The sequence below is a fragment of the Kitasatospora sp. NBC_00070 genome, assembly GCF_045041205.1.
In the GTDB taxonomy this organism is placed as follows: Bacteria; Actinomycetota; Actinomycetes; order Streptomycetales; family Streptomycetaceae; genus Kitasatospora.
In genome coordinates this window covers 575,969-595,061 of sequence record NZ_CP108247.1, presented here as the reverse complement: position 1 = coordinate 595,061, position 19,093 = coordinate 575,969, and the positions used below count along the sequence as shown (strand labels likewise).

Below are 19,093 nucleotides of genomic sequence, written 5' to 3'. Positions count from 1 at the left end.
CCACCGCGCCCGGAGAATCCGGCGCGGAACGGCCCGGAGCCCCCCGTTTGGCGTACACAGACTAGCAGCCGGGTGATCACCCACAGCTGCCCGGAGCAGCCCCGATCAGGACGGCACGCGCGCCCCGCCACCGGCCTTGGTGGCCTCGACCATCGCCTGGTGCAGATTGCGCGCCGCCGTCTCGTCGGCCACCGGGACGGGGCTGCCGACCACGGTGAACCAGTCCTGCGCCCCGGTGTACTGGATGGTGATCCGGGCCTCGCCGTCCACCCACGTGGTGTGCAGGGTGAGGTCTCCGGTGATGGCTCCGAGCTCCTCGGTCAGGACACCCTCGTGCCCGGCCCGGATGCCCTGTGTGGTCCACGTCGCCCAGGTCTCCACTGTGCCTCCCCGCTGCTCTCCGGCCTCGCGGCCGTGCGTGATCATGCGTCAAGAGTTACCCGCCACGGTACCCCGGGACGCGGACCATCACCCCCTGTCACCTGTGAGGGGAGCGTGAGGGGGCAGACTGGATGCATGTGCCGAAGCATCAAGACCCTGCGCGCCCCGGTGACCCCCGAAGTGACCGAGGACGACATCCACGCGGCCGCGCTGCAGTACGTCCGGAAGGTCTCCGGTTTCCGGGCGCCGGCGGCGCACAACCAGGAGGCGTTCGACCTGGCGGTGGCCGCCGTGACGGCGGCCACCCGGGAGTTGCTGGAGCACCTGGTGGTGCGGGGTGCGCACCGGCACGGTCCGGACCACGAGCACCAGCACTGAGGCTGGGGGCGGGGACGGGGGTCAGCCGAGGAAGCCCCGGAGCAGGGCCGCAGTCGCTTCCAGGTGCTCCTCGGTGACCCGTCGGGCGGCCTCGACGTCGCCGTCCAGGATGGCCCGGACCATGGCGTGGTGCTGCTCCGAGGCGTGGTCGATGTTCCGCCCGAGCACCGGGATCGCGTTCAGCAGGTCGTTCAGCCGCATCCGGCTCTCGGCCACCCCGGCGGCAAGTGAGCGGGAGCCGGTCAGCTCCGCGATGGCCAGGTGGAAGCGGGAGTCGAGCTGCCGGTACTCCTCCGGCCCGGACCGTTCCAGTTCGTCCAGGCGCCGGGTCAGGTAGGCGGACTGCTCGGCGCTGAGCGCGCGCCGGGCGGCCTGCTCGGAGGCGCCGGTCTCCAGCACCATCCGGAAGGTCAGCGCGTCCTCCAGCTCGGCCCCCATGTCCTGGACCGCGCGCCGGAGTTGGCCGAGATCGGGGTCGGGCGGCGGCAGCCGGTAGGTGACGAAGGTGCCGCCGTAGCGGCCGCGTCTGGACTCCACGCAGCCGGCCAGCTGGAGCGAGCGGATCGCCTCGCGCAGGGTCTCCCGGCTGACGTGCAGCCGGGCGGCCAGGTCGCGCTCGGCGGGCAGCCGGTCGCCGTAGCCGAAGACGCCGAGCTTGAGTGCCTCCAGGATGCGTTCGACCGTCTCCTCGAAGGCGTTGCCGGTCCGGACCGGGCGGAAGATCGCCCCGCCCTGCCAGTCCATCAGCGAGCCCTGCCCGCCCGCCTCGTCGGCCTCGGAGTCCACGCCGGAATCGTACCCATGCCCGGGCCCCTTGACGGCGCGGCGTGGTCGGGGGAAACATGCTCACCACATCAATGGTCTGGTTCCAGTCCATTGATCTCCACAACGCCGTGGGCGCACGTTTCGGACCTCCCCCACCGAACCCCCAAGGGGTGCGCATGCCTTCCGAGCACACACTCAGCGACACCGTCGGTGACGACGAACACCGGCTCCGTGAACTCGGCTACACCCAGGAGCTCGCCCGTTCGATGTCGGGCTTCGCCAACTTCGCGGTCTCGTTCTCGATCGTCTCCATCCTCTCCGGCTGCCTCACCCTCTACGGCTTCGGCCTGAACACCGGCGGCCCGGCCATGATCACCTGGGGCTGGCCACTGGTCGGCCTGATGACCCTGTGCGTCGCCCTCGCGATGGCCGAGATCTGTTCCAGCTACCCGACCGCCGGCGGGCTCTACTACTGGGCCGCCAAGCTGGCCCGACGCAACGGTCCGGCGGCCAGCTGGTTCACCGGATATTTCAACTTCATGGGCCAGGTCGCGGTCACCGCCGGGGTCGACTTCGGCGCCGCCTTCTTCACCAACGCCTTCCTCGAACTCCAGTGGGGCTACACCGCCACCCCCGCCCACACCGTGCTGCTCTTCGCGGTGATCCTGGCGCTGCACGGGCTGCTGAACACCCGGGGCGTCCGGCTGGTCGCGCTGTTCAACACGGTCAGCGTCTGGTGGCACCTGATCGGGGTCGCGGTGATCGTCGGCGCGCTGGTCCTGCTGCCCGCCGAACACGCCTCCGCCTCCTTCGTGTTCACGAAGTTCGTGAACAACACCGGCTTCCACAGCAGCTTCTACGTCGCCATGCTCGGCCTGCTGCTCGCCCAGTACACGCTGACCGGCTACGACGCCTCGGCGCACATGACCGAGGAGACCAGGGACGCGGCCCGCTCCGGACCCAAGGGCATCGTCAACTCGGTGCTGGTCTCGCTGGTGGCCGGCTGGGTGCTGCTGCTCGGGCTGACCTTCGCGATCACCGACTACGACGGGGCGCTCGGCAGTTCGACCGGCGTGCCGCCCGCGCAGATCTTCATCGACGCGATCGGGGTGGGCGGTGCCAAGCTGCTGCTGCTGATCGTGATCGGCGCCCAGTTCTTCTGCGGGATGGCCTCGGTCACCGCCAACTCCCGGATGATCTACGCCTTCTCCCGGGACGGCGCACTGCCGGGCTCGCGGATCTGGCACCGGATCAACCCGCGCACCCAGACCCCGACCGCCGCCGTCTGGCTGGCCACCGGCGGGGCGTTCCTGCTCGGCGCGCAGTACCTGTGGAACGCCACCGCGTACGCCGCCGTCACCTCGGTCTCGGTGATCGGGCTGTACATCGCCTACGTCGTCCCGGTGTTCCTGAGACTCCGTCAGGGTGACGCCTTCGAGCGCGGCCCGTGGCATCTGGGCCGCTGGAGCAAGCTGGTCGGTAGCGTGGCGGTCGGCTGGACGGCGCTGATCACGGTGCTGTTCATGCTGCCCACCGTCAGTCCCGTGAACGCCGTCAGCTTCAACTACACCCCCGTCGCGGTGGCGGCCGTGCTCGGCTTCGCCGGGGTCTGGTGGCTGGCGTCCGCCCGGCACTGGTTCACCGGGCCGAAGGTCACCGCCGAGGACGAGCCGATCACCGTATTGGAGAAGCGATGAGCAGCCCCCGCCTCACCCTCGACCGGTTGCGCGAGCTGATCGCGAGCGGCGCCGTGGACACCGTGGTGCTCGCCCTGACCGACATGCAGGGCCGGCTCCAGGGCAAACGGATCGCGGCCGGACACTTCCTGGACGAGGTGGTGGAGAACGCCGCCGAGGGCTGCGGCTACCTGCTGGCCGTGGACATCGACATGAACACCGTGGACGGCTACGAGGTCTCCTCCTGGGAGACCGGCTACGGCGACTTCGTGCTGAAGCCGGACTTCGACACGCTGCGGATGGTGCCCTGGCACCCGGCCACCGCGATGGTCCAGTGCGACGTGCTCCAGCACGACGGCACCCCGGTCGCGGTCTCGCCCCGGCAGGTGCTGCGGCGTCAGCTGGAACGGCTGGCCGGGTACGGCTGGCAGGCGTACGCGGGCACCGAGCTGGAGTTCATCGTCTTCAAGGACAGCTACGAACAGGCTTGGCAGAAGGACTACTTCGGCCTCACCCCGGTCAACCAGTACAACGTGGACTACTCGATCCTGGGCACCTCCAGGATCGAGCCGCTGCTGCGCCGGCTGCGCAACGAGATGACCGGTGCCGGGCTGACCGTCGAGTCCGCGAAGGGTGAGTGCAACCTCGGGCAGCACGAGATCGCCTTCAAGTACGGCCCCGCGCTGGCCACCTGCGACGACCACGCGGTCTACAAGACCGGCGCCAAGGAGATCGCCGACCAGGAGGGCTGCAGCCTGACCTTCATGGCGAAGTACAACGAGCGCGAGGGCAACTCCTGCCACGTCCACCTGAGCCTGCGCGACGAGCAGGGCCGGGCGGTGTTCGCCGGTGACGGTCCTGGCGGCTTCTCCCGCGCCATGGAGCACTTCCTGGCCGGGCAGCTGGCCTGTCTGGCCGAGTTCTCGCTGCTGCTGGCGCCGACCGTGAACTCCTACAAGCGGTACGTGCCGGGCAGTTTCGCGCCCACCGCGATCGCCTGGGGCCGGGACAACCGGACCTGTGCGCTGCGGGTGGTCGGCCACGGCGCCTCGCTGCGGTTCGAGAACCGGGTGCCCGGTGGGGACGTCAACCCGTACCTGGCGCTGGCCGCGCTGATCGCCGCCGGGCTGCACGGGGTCGAGCACCAGCTCGCGCTGGAGCCCGAGTTCACCGGTAACGCGTACGCCTCGGACGCGCCCCGGGTGCCCGGCACGCTGCGCGACGCGGTGGCCGCCTTCGAGGCCAGCGAGGCCGCCGGGCTGGCCTTCGGCAAGGACGTGGTCCGGCACTACGCGCACGCCGGCCGGGTCGAACTCACCGCCTACGACGCGGCGGTGACCGACTGGGAGCGGCGCCGCGGATTCGAGCGGCTGTGACGGGGCGTCCGCTGATCGGCGTCAGCAGCTACCGGGACGAGGCCGCCTGGGGGGTCTGGCGGCAGCCCGCCGCGCTGATCCCGCAGAGCTACGTCGAGGCCGTCGAACGGGCCGGCGGCCTGCCCGTCCTGCTGCCGCCGCAGGACCCGGCGGGCGCTGCCCGGGTGCTGGCCAGGCTGGACGGGCTGGTGCTGGCCGGCGGCCCCGACCTCGACCCGGCTTCGTACGGCGCCGAGCCGCACCCGCGCACCAGTGCGCCGCAACCGGCCAGGGACGGCTGGGAGTTCGCACTCGCGCGGGCCGCGCTGGACGGCGGACTGCCGCTGCTGGGCGTCTGCCGGGGCATGCAACTGCTGAACGTGGCGCTCGGCGGGGATCTGGTCCAGCACCTCGACCCGCCGGACCACCAGGTCGCCCCGGCCACCTTCCAGTGGCAGGAGGTCACGACCTCACCGGGCAGCCGGCTGGCCGTGATCCTGGGCGGCCAGGCCAAGGTGCGCTGCTACCACCACCAGGCCGTCGGCCGTCCGGGCGAGGGCCTGGTGGTCACCGGCCGGGCCGCCGACGACACGGTCGAGGCGGTCGAACTGCCGGGTGAGCGCTTCGTGCTGGGCGTCCAGTGGCATCCCGAGACCGACCCTTCCGACCCGCGCCTGTTCCAGGCCCTGATCAAGGAGAGCACCCAGTGAGCAGTGCCGAGCCCGACGTCTTCGAGGTGGTCAACCCGGCCACCGAGGAGGTGATCGCCACCGTCCCGATGACCTCGCTCGCCGACACCGACGCGGCCATCGCCCGGGCCGCGGCCGCCTTCGACGGCTGGCGCCGGGTCGCCCCGGCCGACCGGGCCCGGCTGCTGCGGGCCTTCGCCGCCGCCGTGGACGCCGACCGGGAGCACCTGGCGCAGCTGGAGATCGCCAACGCGGGCCACACCGTGGGCAACGCCCGCTGGGAGGCGGGCAACGCCCGGGACGTGATCGAGTACTACGCCGCCGCCCCCGAGCGGCTGTTCGGCCGGCAGATCCCGGTGGCCGGCGGCGTGGACCTGACCTTCCAGGAACCGCTCGGCGTGGTCGGCATCATCGTGCCGTGGAACTTCCCGATGCCGATCGCCGCCTGGGGCTTCGCCCCCGCGCTGGCGGCCGGGAACACGGTGGTGCTCAAGCCCGCCGAGCTCACCCCGCTGACCGCCCTGCGGCTGGCCGAACTCGCCCGGCAGGCGGGCATCCCCGAGGACGTGTTCCAGGTGCTGCCCGGGCGCGGCCCGGTGGTGGGGCAGCGGTTCGTCACCCACCCGGCCGTCCGCAAGGTGGTCTTCACCGGCTCCACCGCCGTCGGCAAGGCGGTGGCGGCCGGCTGCGCCGACCAGGTCAAGCAGGTCACCCTCGAACTCGGCGGCAAGAGCGCCAACATCGTGTTCGCCGACGCGGACCTGGCCAAGGCGGCGGCCTCCGCCCCGGGCGCGGTCTTCGACAACGCCGGGCAGGACTGCTGTGCCCGGTCCCGGATCCTGGTCCAGGCGAGCGTGCTGGACGAGTTCCTGGCCGCGTTCGAGACCGCCGTCCGGGCGGTCCGGGTCGGTGACCCGACGGACGAGAAGACCGAGATGGGCCCGCTGATCTCGGCCGCCCACCGGGCCCGGGTCGCCTCGTACGTCAACGAGCCCGCGTTCACCGGCAGTTGCCCGGACGGGCCGGGTTTCTGGTTCCCGCCGACCGTGCTGACGCCGGGTCGGACGGACGACCGGGCGTTCACCGAGGAGATCTTCGGCCCGGTGGTCAGCGTGGTCCCGTTCCGGGACGAGGCGGACGCGCTGCGGATCGCCAACGCCACCGAGTACGGCCTGTCAGGATCGATCTGGACCAGGGACATCGGCCGCGCGCTGCGGGTCGCGCGCGGTGTCGAGGCGGGCAACCTCTCGGTCAACTCGCACTCCTCGGTGCGCTACTCGACCCCGTTCGGCGGCTTCAAGCAGTCCGGCCTCGGCCGGGAGCTGGGCCCCGACGCCCTCAACGCCTTCACCGAGACCAAGAACGTCTTCATCGCAACGGAGGAGCTGTAGCCATGACCAAGCGTCTGGACGGCCGGGTGGCCGTCATCACCGGAGCAGGCAGCGGGATCGGCCTGGCCACCGCGAAGCGGTTCGCCGCCGAGGGGGCGAAGGTGGTCTGCGTCGACCTCGACCCGGAGAGCGGCGAGAAGGCCGCCAACGAGGTCGGCGGCCTGTTCATCCAGGCCGACGTGACCGACGAGGCGGCGGTGATCGCGATGTACCAGCAGGCCGTGGACCACTACGGCAGCCTGGACATCGCCTTCAACAACGCGGGCATCTCGCCGCCGGAGGACGACTCGATCCTGACCACCGGTCTGGACGCCTGGAAGCGGGTCCAGGAGGTCAACCTGACCAGCGTGTACCTGTGCTGCAAGTACGCCATCCCGCACATGCAGCGGCAGGGCAAGGGCTCGATCATCAACACCGCCTCGTTCGTCGCGGTGATGGGCGCGGCCACCTCGCAGATCTCCTACTCCGCCTCCAAAGGCGGGGTACTGGCGATGTCCCGCGAGCTGGGCGTGCAGTTCGCCCGGGAGGGCATCCGGATCAACGCGCTCTGCCCGGGGCCGGTGAACACGCCGCTGCTCCAGGAGCTGTTCGCCAAGGACCCGGAGCGGGCGGCCCGCCGGCTGGTGCACATCCCGCTGGGGCGGTTCGCGGAGCCGTCCGAGATCGCCGCCGCGGTCGCCTTCCTGGCCAGTGACGACTCGTCGTTCATGACGGCGAACACCTTCCTGGTGGACGGCGGCATCTCGGGGGCGTACGTCACCCCGGAGTAGTCAGTCGGGCAGTCTCGACGGCCACCACATCCGGTGGCGGAGGTCCATGGTCAGGGCCGTGACCAGGACGGAGCGGACCACCAGGGTGTCCAGCAGGACGCCCAGGGCGACCGCGAAGCCGATCTCCGCCAGCCCGACGACCGGGAGGGTGCCGAGGACGGCGAAGGTGGCGGCCAGGATCAGGCCGGCGGAGGTGATCACCCCGCCGGTCGCGGCCAGGCCGGCCACCGCGCCCGCCTTGGTGCCCCGGTGCAGGGCCTCCTCGCGGACCCGGGTCATCAGGAAGATGTTGTAGTCGATGCCCAGCGCGACCAGGAAGACGAAGACGAACAGCGGGAACGACTGGTCCGAGCCCTCGAAGTGGAAGAGGTGCCCGAAGGCCAGCGCGCTCAGCCCGAGCGCCGCCGCGTAGCTGAGCACCACGGTGGCGATCAGCACCAGCGGCGCGGTCACCGCGCGCAGCAGTCCGGCCAGGATCACCAGCACCACGCCCAGCACCAGCGGGATCACCACCCGGTTGTCGTGCGCGGCGGCCCGCCCGGCGTCCAGGATCACGGCGGTGCTGCCGCCCACCTGCGCATCGGCGTCCGGGACGGCGTGCACGGCGGTGCGCAGCCGGTCGACGGTGTCCTTGGCGGCCTGGCTGTCCGGCGGGTCGGTCAGGGTGGCGTAGAACAGCGCGGTGCCCTGACGGACCGTCGGTTCGGTGGCGGCCGAGATGCCGGGGGTGCCGACCGTGACGGCCCTGACCTGGCCGGCCCGGTCGGCGGCGCCGACCACGGTGAGCGGGGCGCCGGTGCCGCCGGGGAAGTGCTGGTTCAGCACCTGCTGGCCGGTGACCGAGTCCGGGGTGCCGGTGAAACTCCCGGCCTGGCTCAGCCCGTTGGCGTTCAGCGCGAACAGGCCGAGGCAGCAGGCGGCCAGCGCCAGCCCGGTGCCCACCCAGATCCGGCGCGGCCGGCGGGCGATCGCGCCGCCGACCCGGGCCCACCGGCCGTGCGCGGTCGGCTCCGGGGTGCCGTACGCCGGACGGACCGGCCAGAACACCCAGCGGCCGAGCAGCACCAGCAGCGCGGGCAGCAGGGTGACCATGGCCAGCAGGGCGACCAGCACGCCGATGGCGCAGACCGGGCCGAGGCCCCGGGTGGAGTTCATCTCGGCGACCAGCAGGCAGAGCATCGAGGCGACCACGGTGGCCGAGCTGGCGCCGACGGCCGGCCCGGCGCGGTGCAGGGCGAAGGCCATCGCCTCGTGCCGGTCCCGGTGCCGGCGCAGCTCCTCGCGGTAGCGGGCGGTCAGCAGCAGGGCGTAGTCCGTCCCGGCGCCGAGCACCAGCACGATCAGGATGCCGGCGCTCTGCGCGTTGACGGTCAGTCCGGTGTGTTTCGCCAGCAGGTAGATCACGGCCTGGGAGACCGTCAGGGCGGCCCCGGCCGCCAGCAGCGGCAGCAGCCACAGGATCGGACTGCGGTAGGTGAACAGCAGCAGGACGATCACCACGCTCACGGTGGCCAGCAGCAGGGTGCCGTCGATCCCGGCGAACGCGGCCGCCTGGTCGGCGCCGATCCCGGCCGGGCCGGTGACGTGGGTGGTCATGCCCTGGCTGTCGGCGGCGGCGGTGGCCCGCAGGCTGTCCACGGCGGGCTGCAGGTCCTGCCAGCCGCCGGTGCCGATGTCCACCGGGACGACGGTCTGCATCGCCCGGCCGTCGGCGGAGGTGACCGGGCCGATCACCGGGCCCCGGACGTGCGGGGCGTCGGCGAAGGCCGTCGCGTCGCGGGCGGCCGCCGCCCGGTCGGCGGGGGTCAGACCGCCGGGCCGCTGGTAGACCACCACGGCCTGGGCGGTGTCGACCGGTTGGAAGGCGCGCTGGGTGACCAGGACCTGGGTGGACTCGGCGGCGCCGGGCAGCCAGCTGGACGCCTGGTTGTCCTCGGCGTCGGCGAGTTCGGCGGCCAGCGGGCCGGTCAGCACCAGCAGGGCCAGCCAGATCACCAGCACGACCCACTTGCCGCGCCGTCCGCACGGCAGGGCGGTCAGTCTGCGGATGGACATCGGGTCCTCCGGATCGGGATCGGACGGGTCGTCAGCCGGGTGGCGGTTCCAGCTCGTACCAGACGACCTTGCCTTCGTCGGTGGCCCGGCTGCCCCAGCGGTGGGCCAGCTCGTTGACCAGGTACATCCCCCGGCCGCCCTCGTCCGCCTCGCGGGCGTGCCGGAGCCGGGGCGGGCGGCTGTCCACGTCGGCCACCTCGATGGTGAGCAGGTGGTCGCGGAGGATGCGCAGTTCGACCGGTGAGCCGGCGTGCACCAGGGCGTTGGTGATCAGCTCGCTGGTGAGCAGTTCGGCCGGGTCGACCAGGGCGGGCAGGCCCCAGTCGGTGAGGGTGCGGCGGACGAAGCGGCGGGCGTGGCCGACCATCGCGTGGTCCTCGGCCAGCGGCAGCACGGCGAACCGGTCCGCGCCGAGCGGGCGGACCTGGGCCATCAGCACGGCCACGTCGTCCTGTCCGGCGGGGGCGTCCAGTGCGGTCAGCACGGCGTCGCAGGTCTCCTCCAGGGTGGGCCGCCGGTCGGCCACCGTCCGGCGCAGCAGGTCCAGGCCGGCGTCCAGGTCGCGTCCGCGCCGCTCCACCAGGCCGTCGGTGTAGAGCACCAGGATGCCGTCCTCGGGGAGCGTGAAGGACCGGCTCTCGAACGGCACGCCGCCGACGCCCAGCGGTGCGCCGGAGGGGAGTTCGAGCAGTTCGGCGGTGCCGTCCGGGGTGGCGATCACCGGTGGCAGGTGGCCGGCCGAGGCGGCGGTGCAGGAGCGGTCCAGCGGGTCGTACAGGACGCAGACGCAGGTGGCGAACTGGCCCTCGCCGAGGGCGGCGGCGGCCTCGTCCAGGCGCCGCAGCACCCGGGAGGGTTCCAGCTCCAGGGTGGCCAGGGTCCGTGCCACGGTGCGGAGTTGGCCCATCGTGGCGGCCGCCCGGATACCGTGGCCCATCACGTCTCCGACGATCAGGGCGACCCGGCCGCCGGAGAGCGGCACCACGTCGAACCAGTCGCCGCCGACCTCGCTGATCGCGCTGCTCGGCAGGTAGCGGTGGGCCAGTTCGAGCCCGAGCGTCCGGTGCACCTCCTGCGGCAGCAGGCTGCGCTGCAGGGTGAGCGCGGTCTCCCGCTCCCGCCGGTACAGCCGGGCGTTGTCCATGCAGACCGCCGCCCGGGCCGCCAACTCCTCGGCCAGCGCCACGTCGTCCTCGGTGAACGGCTCCGGGGTGGTGCCGGTCCGGATGAACTCGGCACCGCCCAGCACCACCCCGCGGGCCAGCAGCGGCACCATCAGGTACGAGTGCACGCCGGCCGCCAGGCTCGGGGCGACCCGGTCGGGCGCGGCGACGATCCGGTGCAGCGCGGCCTCGTCCACCTGGGTCACCAGGATCGACCGCCGGGTGCGCAGGCTCTCCGCGTACAGCTGCGCGGACTTGCTCGCCTCGCCGACCGGGTCGGCCGCGCCGGCCATCACCACCGAGCCCTGCACCTCGCCCACCGCGACCGCGCGCAGCATCGCGGGCCCGTCGTCCGGCGGCGGGGCCGGCTCCTCGCCTTCCAGCACCGACTCCAGCAGGTCGACGGTGACGAAGTCGGCGAACCGGGGGAGCACCACCTCCACCAACTCCTGGGCGGTGCGGTGCAGATCGAGGGTGGTGCCGATCCGGGTGCTGGCCTCGTTCAGCAACAGCAGCCGCTGCTGGGCGGCGTGCGCCTCCTCCAGCGCCTGCTGCCGCTGCCGGGCCGCGTCCCGCTCGCGGGTGTAGAGCAGCGCGTTGTCGACCGCGACCGCGGCCCGGGCGGCCAGCTCGCCGGCCAGCGCCAGGTCCTCCGCGTCGTAGCGACGCTCCGTCAGGTTCCGGTAGAACGCGGCCACCCCGACCGCGGCCCCGCGCGCGATCAGCGGCACCACCATCAGGGAGCGGACGCCCTCGGCGCGCATCCGCTCGGTCAGCTGCGGGGTGTCGCTGAACCAGTGCATCGCCGAACCCTCGACGGCCGGCAGCAGCACCGGGCGCCGGTGCGCCAGCGCCCAGGCGTACGGCGCCGACGGCGGGTAGCGGTGCACGCTGTCCACCGGCGCGAGCGGGGTCATCGCCGAGCCCGGCACGGTGTGGAAGGCCATCCGGCGCAGCACCGCCGAGCGGTCCGCCGGGCTGGGCGGCGCGGAGGACTCGCCCCTGGCCAGCGACTCCAGCACCTCCACCACCACCGTGTCGGCCAGGCCGGGGGCGGCCACCTCGGCCAACTCCTGGGCGGTGCGGGCCAGGTCGAGGGTGGTGCCGATCCGGGTGCTGGCCTCGTTGAGCAGCGCCAGCCGCTGCTGGTACCGGGCCGCCTCGGACTCGGCCCGGTACCGCGCGGTGACGTCCACGATGGTGGAGCTCACCCCGAGCACCCCGCCGTCGGGACGCTCCAGCCGGAAGTAGGAGGCGGACCAGGCGCGGTCGTGGCCCGGGTCGCCGGGGGTGCGGCCGTGCGAGCGGGCGTCGATCACCGCCTCGCCGGTCTCCAGCACCCGCCGCATCACCGCCTCGATCTCGGTGCCGTTGATGCCCGGCAGCACCTCGGTGACCCGGCGGCCGAGCTGGGCGTCGACCGGCAGGCCGTTGGTGCGGGCCAGCGCCTCGTTCAGCCGGACGAAGCGCAGCTCGGGGTCGTACACCGCCATGCCGACCGGGGACTGGGTGAAGAAGCCGTCCAGCACTGCCAGGTCGGCCCGCAGCCGGTGCACCGCCGTCACGTCCGAGGCGACCGCGAGCACCAGCGGGCGCCCCTCCGGGCCGAGCACGGGGTGGGTACGGAACTCCAGGTTCACGTGGTGGCCGTTGCGGTGCAGCACCGGGAAGATGCCGGACCAGGCCCGGCCCTCCAGGATGCCCCGGAACAGCGCCTGCACCTCGGGGCGCTGCGCCTCGGTGACCAGCAGCTGGGCGGCCTTGGCGCCGACCGCTTCGTCCGGTGAGTAGCCGAGCAGGCTCTGGGCGTCCGCGCTCCAGTGCAGGATGCGGCCGTCGGCCGCGATCAGCGCCGTGGCGATCGGGACCATCAGCAGGCCGCCCTGATCCGGCTCACCGTCCGTGAGGTCGGACGGGAGGGGATCGGGGCCCGGCTCGTCGGTTCGCATGTATCGGACCACCGCCCGGAGGTCGGACTTCGGTCCTGCCATCGTCCCACGCGGTCCGGGGGCCCGCCGGGGAGTACGGGTGGCCTGGTCAGGCGGGGTGCTCAGGGCGCAGCACCAGGGCCAGCAGGCCGGGGAAGCGGGCGTCGAACTCGGCGCGGCGCAGCCGGTTGATCCGCTTGGCGCCCTGGTCGCGCTGCTCGACCAGGCCGGCCGCGCGCAGCACGGTGAAGTGGTGACTGAGGGCGGCCTTGCCGACCGGGACGTCGAAGCTGCCGCAGCTCCTGGTCCAGTCGGGAGCGCCCGCCAGCTCGCGGACCAGCTGGATGCGGACCGGGTCGGCCAGGGCGGACAGGGCGGCCTCGACGGGGACCTGGTCCGGGGCCCGGTGGACCGGGGCGGGGCGGTGGCCGCTGCTCGCCGTCCGGTCCGACATGCCGATCTCCTCTTGCCCGGTGTTCGATGAAGATCATACACTCCGGGTGTTCGCTTTCCGTCGAACACTACGAGCCGGGAAAGGTTCCACCTCCTGATGAAGATTCTGATCGTCGGCGCCGGAGCGACCGGTGGCTACTTCGGCGCCCGGCTGGCCCAGGCCGGACAGGACGTCACCTTCCTGGTCCGCCCGGGCCGGGCCGAGGTGCTCCGGAAGCGCGGTCTGCGGATCGTCGGCCCCGAGGCGGAAGAGGTGGTCGTTCCTCGGCTGGTCACCGCCGACGAACTCGATTCGCCCTACGACGTGGTGCTGCTGACGGTGAAGGCCACCGCACTGGAGCGGAGCATCGAGGATGTCGTCCCGGCGATCGGCCCGGGCACGGTGCTGGTGCCCGTACTCAACGGCATGGCGCACCTGGAGGTGCTGAACGCCCGGTTCGGCAGCGCGGCGGTGCTGGGCGGCGTCGCCAAGGTGGTCACCACCCTGAACGAGGACGGTGACATCGTCCGGTTGGCGCCGCCGGCCGTGCTGACCGTCGGCGCGCAGGACGGGCCGGCGGAGCGGGCGGAGGAGATCGCGGGAGTGCTGCGGAGCGCCGGGATCGACGGCAGCGCCTCGGCCGACATCGTCGGTGCGATGTGGCACAAGTGGGTCTTCATCAGCACCGTCGGTGCGGTCACCTGTCTGCTGCGCGGCACGGTCGGCGAGATCAACGCCGTCCCGGGCGGCACCGGCTTCGCCGCCGGGGTGCTGGCCGAGACGGCGGCCGTGGCAGCGGCCGCCGGGCACCCGGTGCCGGTGGCCGAACTCGCCCTGATCGAGGACATGGTGACGCAGAGCGGGTCGCCGCTGGTCTCCTCGATGTACCGCGACGTGGTGGCGGGCCGCCCGGCGGAGGTCGAGCAGCTGCTCGGCGACCTGGTGGCCCGGGCGCGCGAACTGCGGGTCGCGACGCCGCTGTTGGACCTGGCCACGCTGCACCTGCGGGTGCACCAGCAGCGGGCGGTGCAGGGCGGCTGAGCCCCGGTGCTCACTTCCACCGGAAGCAGACCGTGTAGTCGAGGTGGGGGGTAGTCCGGGACCCGGTAGGTCGACCAGTTGTAGTTCCCGCAGAACGAGCCGGCGTTGTACTCGCCGGTGCGCCCGTTGACGACGATGTTGGCGGCGGAGCAACTGCTGACCCTGGAGAAGAACGTGTTGCTCCTGCCCTACGGGGGGCTTCCCGGACGGGGCGGGGTGGCGGCGGTCGCGGCCGGGCCCCCGGGAGCGGCGGCCGGAGTGGCCTTCTCCTCGTTCGCCGGCAGCTGCCGGTCCGGGGTCTCGGCCTGCGGCAGGACGGAGGCGCCGCGCAGCAGCATGGCGTCGCAGTCGATCGGGAAGCACCCGGGCCGGTCGTCGGAGCTGAACAGCAGGTTCTTCGGCGAGAGGTCGCCGACCGTGGCGCCGATCCGGTGCAGGCGCCCCAGCGTGCCGGCCAGGTCGGCCAGCAGCAGGCAGTCCCGTTCGCTGACGGTCAGTCCGATCCCGGCCACGTACGCGTCGTCGTTGAGCAGGAACTCCAGGTTCGCCGTTGAGCAGGAACTTCGGGTTCGCCAGCCGGTGGCACCGCTGCTCAGGCTCCGGAGGTCGAAGCGGAAGCGGTCGGGGGCGGCGCGTATGAGGAACCCGCTGGTCCGGCCGCCCTGTTCGACCACGGCGGCGGGCCAGGCGGTCTTCTCGCAGAGCCCTGCCAGGCGTAGTTGATCACAGGGAGGGCGGTCAGCGCGTCAGTGCCGCCGCAGCCACCGCCGCCGCGCCGACCAGACCGGCGTCGGTGCCGAGCCGGGCCCGGTGGAGCCGGACGGAGGCGGCGAACGGGAGGGCGGCGTAGGTGGTGAGGTGGGTGCGGAGCGGGGTGAACAGCAGGTCGCCGGTCTCCGCGACGCCGCCGCCGACCACCACGGCGTCCAGCTCCACCAGGGTGGCGGTGGCGGCGATGCCGGCGGCCAGGGCGCGGGCGGCCCGGTCGAAGGCGGCCAGCGCGACCGGGTCGCCGGCCCGGGCCGAGGCGGCGACCGCCACCGCCGACGCGTCGTCGGCGGGCGGGCGCCAGCCGGTGGCCAGTGCGCGGCGGGCGATCGCGGTGCCGCTGGCGTAGCGCTCCAGGCAGCCCCGGCCGCCGCAGGGGCAGGACTCGCCGTCGAAGGCCACCGAGATGTGGCCGATGTGCCCCGCGTTGCCGGTGGTGCCGGTGTGCAGTTCGTTGTCCAGCACCAGCCCGCCGCCGACACCGGTGGAGACCACCAGGCAGAGCGCGTTCCGGTACGGCCGCGCCGCGCCGTAGCGGTGCTCGGCCGCCGCGATCGCGATGCCGTCACCGGCGAGCGTCACCGGCAGGCCCTTGACGGCGGGGAGCTCGGCGACCCGTTCGACGATCGGGAACCCGCGCCAGCCGGGGATGTTGACCGGGCTGACGGTGCCCCGGGCGATGTCCACCGGGCCCGCGCTGCCGATGCCCAGCGCGGCCACCTGCGGCCAGTGCGCCGACTCGGCGAGCTCGGCCAGCGCCTCGGCGGCCGCCGCGAGCACCGCCTCGGCGTCCCGGGCCGCCGGGGTGGGCCGCCGGGTCCTGGCCAGCACCGAGCCGTCGGGGGAGACCAACGCTGCCGCGATCTTGGTCCCGCCGATGTCCAGGGCGGCGAGCAGGGCGTCCGACACGGTGGTTCTCCTCCCGGCACGCGATCGGGTACGGCGCGCCGGTTGGCCATTCTGGCACCCGGCCCGGCGGGGACGAACGGTCACGTTCCCGTAACGGCGACGCAGCGGGACCGACAACTGGCGCTCGTAGGCTGCCGGCATCGACCGAGGGCCGTTCCGGCCAGCCCGGCAGTTACCGGTCCGACGCGCATGTCGGACCTTCCTACGAGGAGGAGGACCGTGCCCCAGCCGCCGGCCTGGCTCGCCCACCCGTTCCGCTGGCAGCGGGGCCCCGTCCCCTGGCCCGCGCTGCTCCGGGGCGGGCTCGGGATGGGCCCGGCGCTGGCCGTCGGCCTGGCCACCGGGCACCGGTCGGCGGCGGTCGCGGCGGGGCTGGGCGCGATGTTCGCCACGCTCAACGACCGCCCGGGCACCCGCCGGGTGGCCACCGTCCGGATCGCGGTCCCGGCCCTGGCCGGGGCGGTCGGCTTCTTCGGCGGCCTGCTGCCCGGCTGGTGGGCGCTGCCGCTGCTCACCCTGGTCGGGCTGGTATCGGGTGCGGTCAGCGTGGCGGGGCCGGTCTGCGCGGCCGCCGCCGTCCAGCTGCTGGTGCTGACGGCGGTCGGCGCGGGCATGCCGCTCGCGGCGCCGCCGTGGGTCACCGCGCTGTGCTTCCTGGCCGGGGCGCTCTGGCCGCTGCTGCTCCGACTGACCGTCAGCCCGTCCGACGGCGCCGGCGGGGACGGCGAGCGGCACGCGGTGGCCGCCGTCTTCGACGCCTTGGCCGACGCGCTGGACGCGGTGGGCACCCCGGGGGCGGAGGCCGCCCGGCGCAGGCTGACCCGGGCGCTCGACCAGGCCGACGAGGCGCTGCGGCGATGGGGGCCCGGCGGCCGGCGGCTCCGGGAGGTCCCGCCGGCGGCCGCCGCGCCGCGCGGGTGGGCGGTCCTGGCCGGGCGGGAGGCGGAGCACCGGCGGCTGCTCGGACGGTTCGCCGCGGCCGCCGCGCTCTGCGAGGCGAGCGTCGCACTGCTCTGGGAGGGCACCGCGCTGTCGCCCCGGGTGGCCGAGGGCCCGCGCCGGCTGGCCGTCGCCGTCCGGGCGGGCACGGCACCGGGCGCGCTGGCCGCGCCGGTCCCGGACACCGCCGCCCGGAGCGCCTTCGACCGCGCCGTCCTGGACGCCACCCTCGCGTTCGCCGACCCGGGCGGCCCGGCCGTCGTACCGCCGCGCAGCCGCCCGGGCTCCCGGCCGCTCGGACCGGCCGGACGGGAGAACGGGCTGCGGGTCGCGGTCTGCGTCGGCGCCAGCACCGCCGCCGCGCTGCTGCTGAGCGCCGACCACTGGTACTGGCTGCCGGTCACCGCGGCGTTCCTGGTCAAGCCCGACGTCGGGCCGCTGTTCTCCCGGGTGGTCAACCGGTTCGTCGGCACCGCGCTCGGGGTGCTGCTGTTCGCCGTGCTGCCGACCGCCGGGGCGGAACCGGTCGCCGTCACGGTGGCCGGGGCGCTGATCCCGCTGGCGGCCCGGCATTTCGCCGCCCAGACGGCGGTGATCACCGTCACCGCGCTGTCCTTCGTCTCGCTCGGCGGGGACACCAGGGCGTCCGGCACCAGGCTCGCCGACACCGCGCTGGCCTGCGCGATCGTCCTGGTGATCGGCCACCTGCCCCGGCTGGCCTCGACCCGTACCAGCGTCGGCCACCGGTTCGCGGTCGCGCTGCGGCACGCCCGGCACTACCTGGACCACGTCCTGTCCGGCGCCCCCGAGGGACCCGAACGGGCCGCCCTGCGCCGCACCGCCTACCGGGCGCTGGCCGAGGCCAGGGCCGCCGCCGAGACCGGCGCCGCCGAACTGCACGCCGACCGGAACTGGCTGCCCGTCACCACCGGGGCCGAACGGATCGTCGATGCCACCACCGCCTGCGCCGTCCGCCTCGACCACGGCCGCCCGGTCCCGACCGTCCCGACCGCCGCCTTGATCAGCACCGAACTGACCGCCCTGGCCGACACCCTCGACGGCCTGACCCCACCCACCCGCACCCCGGCCACCGCCCCGGCGGACTGTCGCACGCTGAGCGACATCGTGGACGAACTGCACCGGATCCGGGCGTTCACCGGTGCTCGCTAGACTGCCTGGATCCCTCGTACGGCGGTCAGCGGCGACCGCCCCCCACCCCTGTCCTGGAGTTGAACCCTCATGCCGCTGGCGCTCGTCGCCCTCGCCGTCACCGCCTTCGCGATCGGCACCACCGAGTTCGCCGCGATGGGCCTGCTGCCGCAGATCGCCGGTGACCTGGAGGTGTCCATCCCGCAGGCCGGCTGGCTGATCTCGACGTACGCGATCGGGGTGGTGATCGGTGCCCCGCTGCTCACCGGAGCCTGTGCCCGGCTGCCCCGCAAGGGCGTGCTGATCGGGCTGGCCGCGCTGTTCACCGTCGGCAACCTGCTCTGCGCGGTGGCGCCGAACTTCGCGCTGCTCGCCGCCGCCCGGCTGGTGGCCGGGCTGCCGCACGGTGCGTTCTTCGGCGCCGGTGCGGTGGCCGCCGCCGAACTGGTCGCGCCCCACCTGCGGGCCCGCGCGGTCTCGGTGATGTTCTCCGGTCTGACGGTGGCCAACATCGTCGGGGTGCCGGTGGCCACCCTGCTCGGCCAGCAGCTCGGCTGGCGGGCCGCGATGCTGGTGGTGGTCGGCATCGGCGCGCTCGGCACCTTCGCCATCGCCCGGCTGGTGCCGACCCTGCCGAGCCATCCCGGCGCCGGGCTGCGCCGCGAGCTCTCCACCTTCCGCAGCGGCCAACTCTGGCTCGCCCTCGGCACGGTGGTGTTCGGCTGCGCCGGGCTGTTCGCCTGCTACAGCTACATCACCCCGATCCTGACCGAGGTGGCGGGCTTCTCGGAGGGCTCGGTCACCGTGGTGCTCGCGCTGTTCGGTGTCGGCATGACGCTCGGCAACGTGATCGGCGGGTACGCCGCCGACCGCGCGCTGCGGCCCGCCATCTGCGCGGCCTTCCTGCTGATGGCACTGGCGCTGGCGGCGTTCTCGGTCACCGCCCGGACGGAGTGGTCGGCGGCGATCACCGTGGTGCTGATCGGGCTGTTCGGCTTCGCGACGGTGCCGACCGTGCAGACCCTGGTGCTGCAGAAGGCCCGGCGCGCCCCGACGCTGGCCTCGGCCACCGTCCAGGGCGCGTTCAACCTGGCCAACGCGCAGGGGGCGTTCTTCGGCGGCCTCGCGCTGAGCGCCGGGCTCGGCTGGGTCTCACCGGCCCTGGTCGGGGCCGTGCTGGCGGCGATCGGCTTCCTGATCGCCGCCGTCTCCTGGGCCCTGGACCGGCCCGGTGCGCAGGCCGCCCCGGTCGAGGCGAGCGCCGGAGCGGTGCCCCAGCCCGTCGCCTGACCGGGCCGCGGCG

At 73.7% G+C, this 19,093-nt stretch carries 16 protein-coding genes; 9 read left to right on the top strand and 7 right to left on the bottom strand.

From position 1 onward, the window contains the following. Positions 1-105 precede the first annotated feature (105 nt). On the bottom strand, positions 106-426 hold the full coding sequence (locus OHV05_RS02765) for a hypothetical protein (protein WP_405016143.1): 321 nt from the start codon (positions 424-426) through the stop codon (positions 106-108). Between the two features lie 90 nt (positions 427-516). Between OHV05_RS02765 and OHV05_RS02760 the strand changes: the two genes are divergently transcribed. Beyond that, positions 517-759: a DUF2277 domain-containing protein gene (locus tag OHV05_RS02760; protein WP_405016142.1), complete on the top strand. Its 243-nt coding sequence runs from the start codon at positions 517-519 to the stop codon at positions 757-759. A gap of 21 nt (positions 760-780) precedes the next feature. On the opposite strand, the gene OHV05_RS02755 is transcribed toward OHV05_RS02760, so the two are convergent. Then, positions 781-1,545, bottom strand: coding sequence for a FadR/GntR family transcriptional regulator (locus OHV05_RS02755; RefSeq protein WP_405016141.1), 765 nt, complete (start codon positions 1,543-1,545; stop codon positions 781-783). 155 nt (positions 1,546-1,700) lie between these two features. On the opposite strand from OHV05_RS02755, the gene OHV05_RS02750 reads away from it, so the two are divergent. Genes OHV05_RS02750 through OHV05_RS02730 form a run of 5 tightly spaced genes read left to right on the top strand, consistent with a single transcriptional unit; the run spans position 1,701 to position 7,405 of the window. Next, complete coding sequence (locus tag OHV05_RS02750) at positions 1,701-3,221, top strand: amino acid permease (RefSeq protein ID WP_405016140.1); 1,521 nt, start codon at positions 1,701-1,703, stop codon at positions 3,219-3,221. After that, positions 3,218-4,576, top strand: coding sequence for a glutamine synthetase family protein (locus OHV05_RS02745; RefSeq protein ID WP_405016139.1), 1,359 nt, complete (start codon positions 3,218-3,220; stop codon positions 4,574-4,576). The genes OHV05_RS02750 and OHV05_RS02745 overlap by 4 nt, the downstream gene beginning before the upstream one ends. Continuing rightward, entirely contained in the window at positions 4,573-5,265 is a 693-nt protein-coding gene (locus OHV05_RS02740) for a gamma-glutamyl-gamma-aminobutyrate hydrolase family protein (RefSeq protein ID WP_405016138.1), read from the top strand. Before OHV05_RS02745 ends, OHV05_RS02740 begins: the two co-directional genes overlap by 4 nt. Further along, entirely contained in the window at positions 5,262-6,635 is a 1,374-nt protein-coding gene (locus OHV05_RS02735; RefSeq protein WP_405016137.1) for an aldehyde dehydrogenase family protein, read from the top strand. The genes OHV05_RS02740 and OHV05_RS02735 overlap by 4 nt, the downstream gene beginning before the upstream one ends. Positions 6,636-6,637: 2 nt before the next feature. Then, positions 6,638-7,405, top strand: coding sequence for a 3-oxoacyl-ACP reductase (locus OHV05_RS02730; RefSeq protein ID WP_405016136.1), 768 nt, complete (start codon positions 6,638-6,640; stop codon positions 7,403-7,405). Here OHV05_RS02730 and OHV05_RS02725 read toward each other — a convergent pair whose 3' ends face one another. The 3 genes from OHV05_RS02725 to OHV05_RS02715 form a co-directional block, all read right to left on the bottom strand. Next, positions 7,406-9,460 carry an MMPL family transporter gene (locus OHV05_RS02725; protein WP_405016135.1) on the bottom strand — a complete coding sequence of 685 codons (2,055 nt, stop codon included), beginning with the start codon at positions 9,458-9,460 and terminating at the stop codon, positions 7,406-7,408. A gap of 31 nt (positions 9,461-9,491) precedes the next feature. Then, entirely contained in the window at positions 9,492-12,572 is a 3,081-nt protein-coding gene (locus OHV05_RS02720) for a SpoIIE family protein phosphatase (RefSeq protein ID WP_405016134.1), read from the bottom strand. 88 nt (positions 12,573-12,660) lie between these two features. Further along, a complete protein-coding gene (locus OHV05_RS02715; RefSeq protein WP_405016133.1) occupies positions 12,661-13,005 on the bottom strand; it encodes an ArsR/SmtB family transcription factor in 345 nt (114 codons plus the stop codon). Positions 13,006-13,101: 96 nt separating this feature from the next. Here OHV05_RS02715 and OHV05_RS02710 point away from each other — a divergent pair, with 96 nt between their 5' ends. Beyond that, positions 13,102-14,025 carry a ketopantoate reductase family protein gene (locus tag OHV05_RS02710; protein ID WP_405016132.1) on the top strand — a complete coding sequence of 308 codons (924 nt, stop codon included), beginning with the start codon at positions 13,102-13,104 and terminating at the stop codon, positions 14,023-14,025. Between the two features lie 188 nt (positions 14,026-14,213). Here OHV05_RS02710 and OHV05_RS02705 read toward each other — a convergent pair whose 3' ends face one another. Together OHV05_RS02705 and OHV05_RS02700 are read right to left on the bottom strand one after the other, a co-directional pair. After that, complete coding sequence (locus OHV05_RS02705; RefSeq protein ID WP_405016131.1) at positions 14,214-14,699, bottom strand: hypothetical protein; 486 nt, start codon at positions 14,697-14,699, stop codon at positions 14,214-14,216. Between the two features lie 64 nt (positions 14,700-14,763). Continuing rightward, positions 14,764-15,702 (bottom strand): ROK family protein, encoded by a 939-nt coding sequence (locus tag OHV05_RS02700; protein WP_405016130.1) that lies wholly within the window; start codon positions 15,700-15,702, stop codon positions 14,764-14,766. 219 nt (positions 15,703-15,921) lie between these two features. On the opposite strand from OHV05_RS02700, the gene OHV05_RS02695 reads away from it, so the two are divergent. Together OHV05_RS02695 and OHV05_RS02690 are read left to right on the top strand one after the other, a co-directional pair. Next, entirely contained in the window at positions 15,922-17,811 is a 1,890-nt protein-coding gene (locus OHV05_RS02695; RefSeq protein ID WP_405016129.1) for an FUSC family protein, read from the top strand. A 69-nt stretch (positions 17,812-17,880) separates the two neighbouring features. Beyond that, positions 17,881-19,080, top strand: a complete 1,200-nt coding sequence (locus OHV05_RS02690) for an MFS transporter (RefSeq protein WP_405016128.1) — start codon at positions 17,881-17,883, stop codon at positions 19,078-19,080. The last annotated feature ends 13 nt before the right edge of the window (positions 19,081-19,093 follow it).

Coding starts and splice junctions, on each gene's coding strand:
- OHV05_RS02690 (WP_405016128.1), top strand. CDS start 17,881: ATGCCGCTGGCGCTCGTCGCCCTCGCCGTCACCGCCTTCGCGATCGGC.
- OHV05_RS02720 (WP_405016134.1), bottom strand. CDS start 12,572: ATGCGAACCGACGAGCCGGGCCCCGATCCCCTCCCGTCCGACCTCACG.
- OHV05_RS02730 (WP_405016136.1), top strand. CDS start 6,638: ATGACCAAGCGTCTGGACGGCCGGGTGGCCGTCATCACCGGAGCAGGC.
- OHV05_RS02750 (WP_405016140.1), top strand. CDS start 1,701: ATGCCTTCCGAGCACACACTCAGCGACACCGTCGGTGACGACGAACAC.
- OHV05_RS02760 (WP_405016142.1), top strand. CDS start 517: ATGTGCCGAAGCATCAAGACCCTGCGCGCCCCGGTGACCCCCGAAGTG.
- OHV05_RS02765 (WP_405016143.1), bottom strand. CDS start 426: ATGATCACGCACGGCCGCGAGGCCGGAGAGCAGCGGGGAGGCACAGTG.
- OHV05_RS02745 (WP_405016139.1), top strand. CDS start 3,218: ATGAGCAGCCCCCGCCTCACCCTCGACCGGTTGCGCGAGCTGATCGCG.
- OHV05_RS02725 (WP_405016135.1), bottom strand. CDS start 9,460: ATGTCCATCCGCAGACTGACCGCCCTGCCGTGCGGACGGCGCGGCAAG.
- OHV05_RS02715 (WP_405016133.1), bottom strand. CDS start 13,005: ATGTCGGACCGGACGGCGAGCAGCGGCCACCGCCCCGCCCCGGTCCAC.
- OHV05_RS02710 (WP_405016132.1), top strand. CDS start 13,102: ATGAAGATTCTGATCGTCGGCGCCGGAGCGACCGGTGGCTACTTCGGC.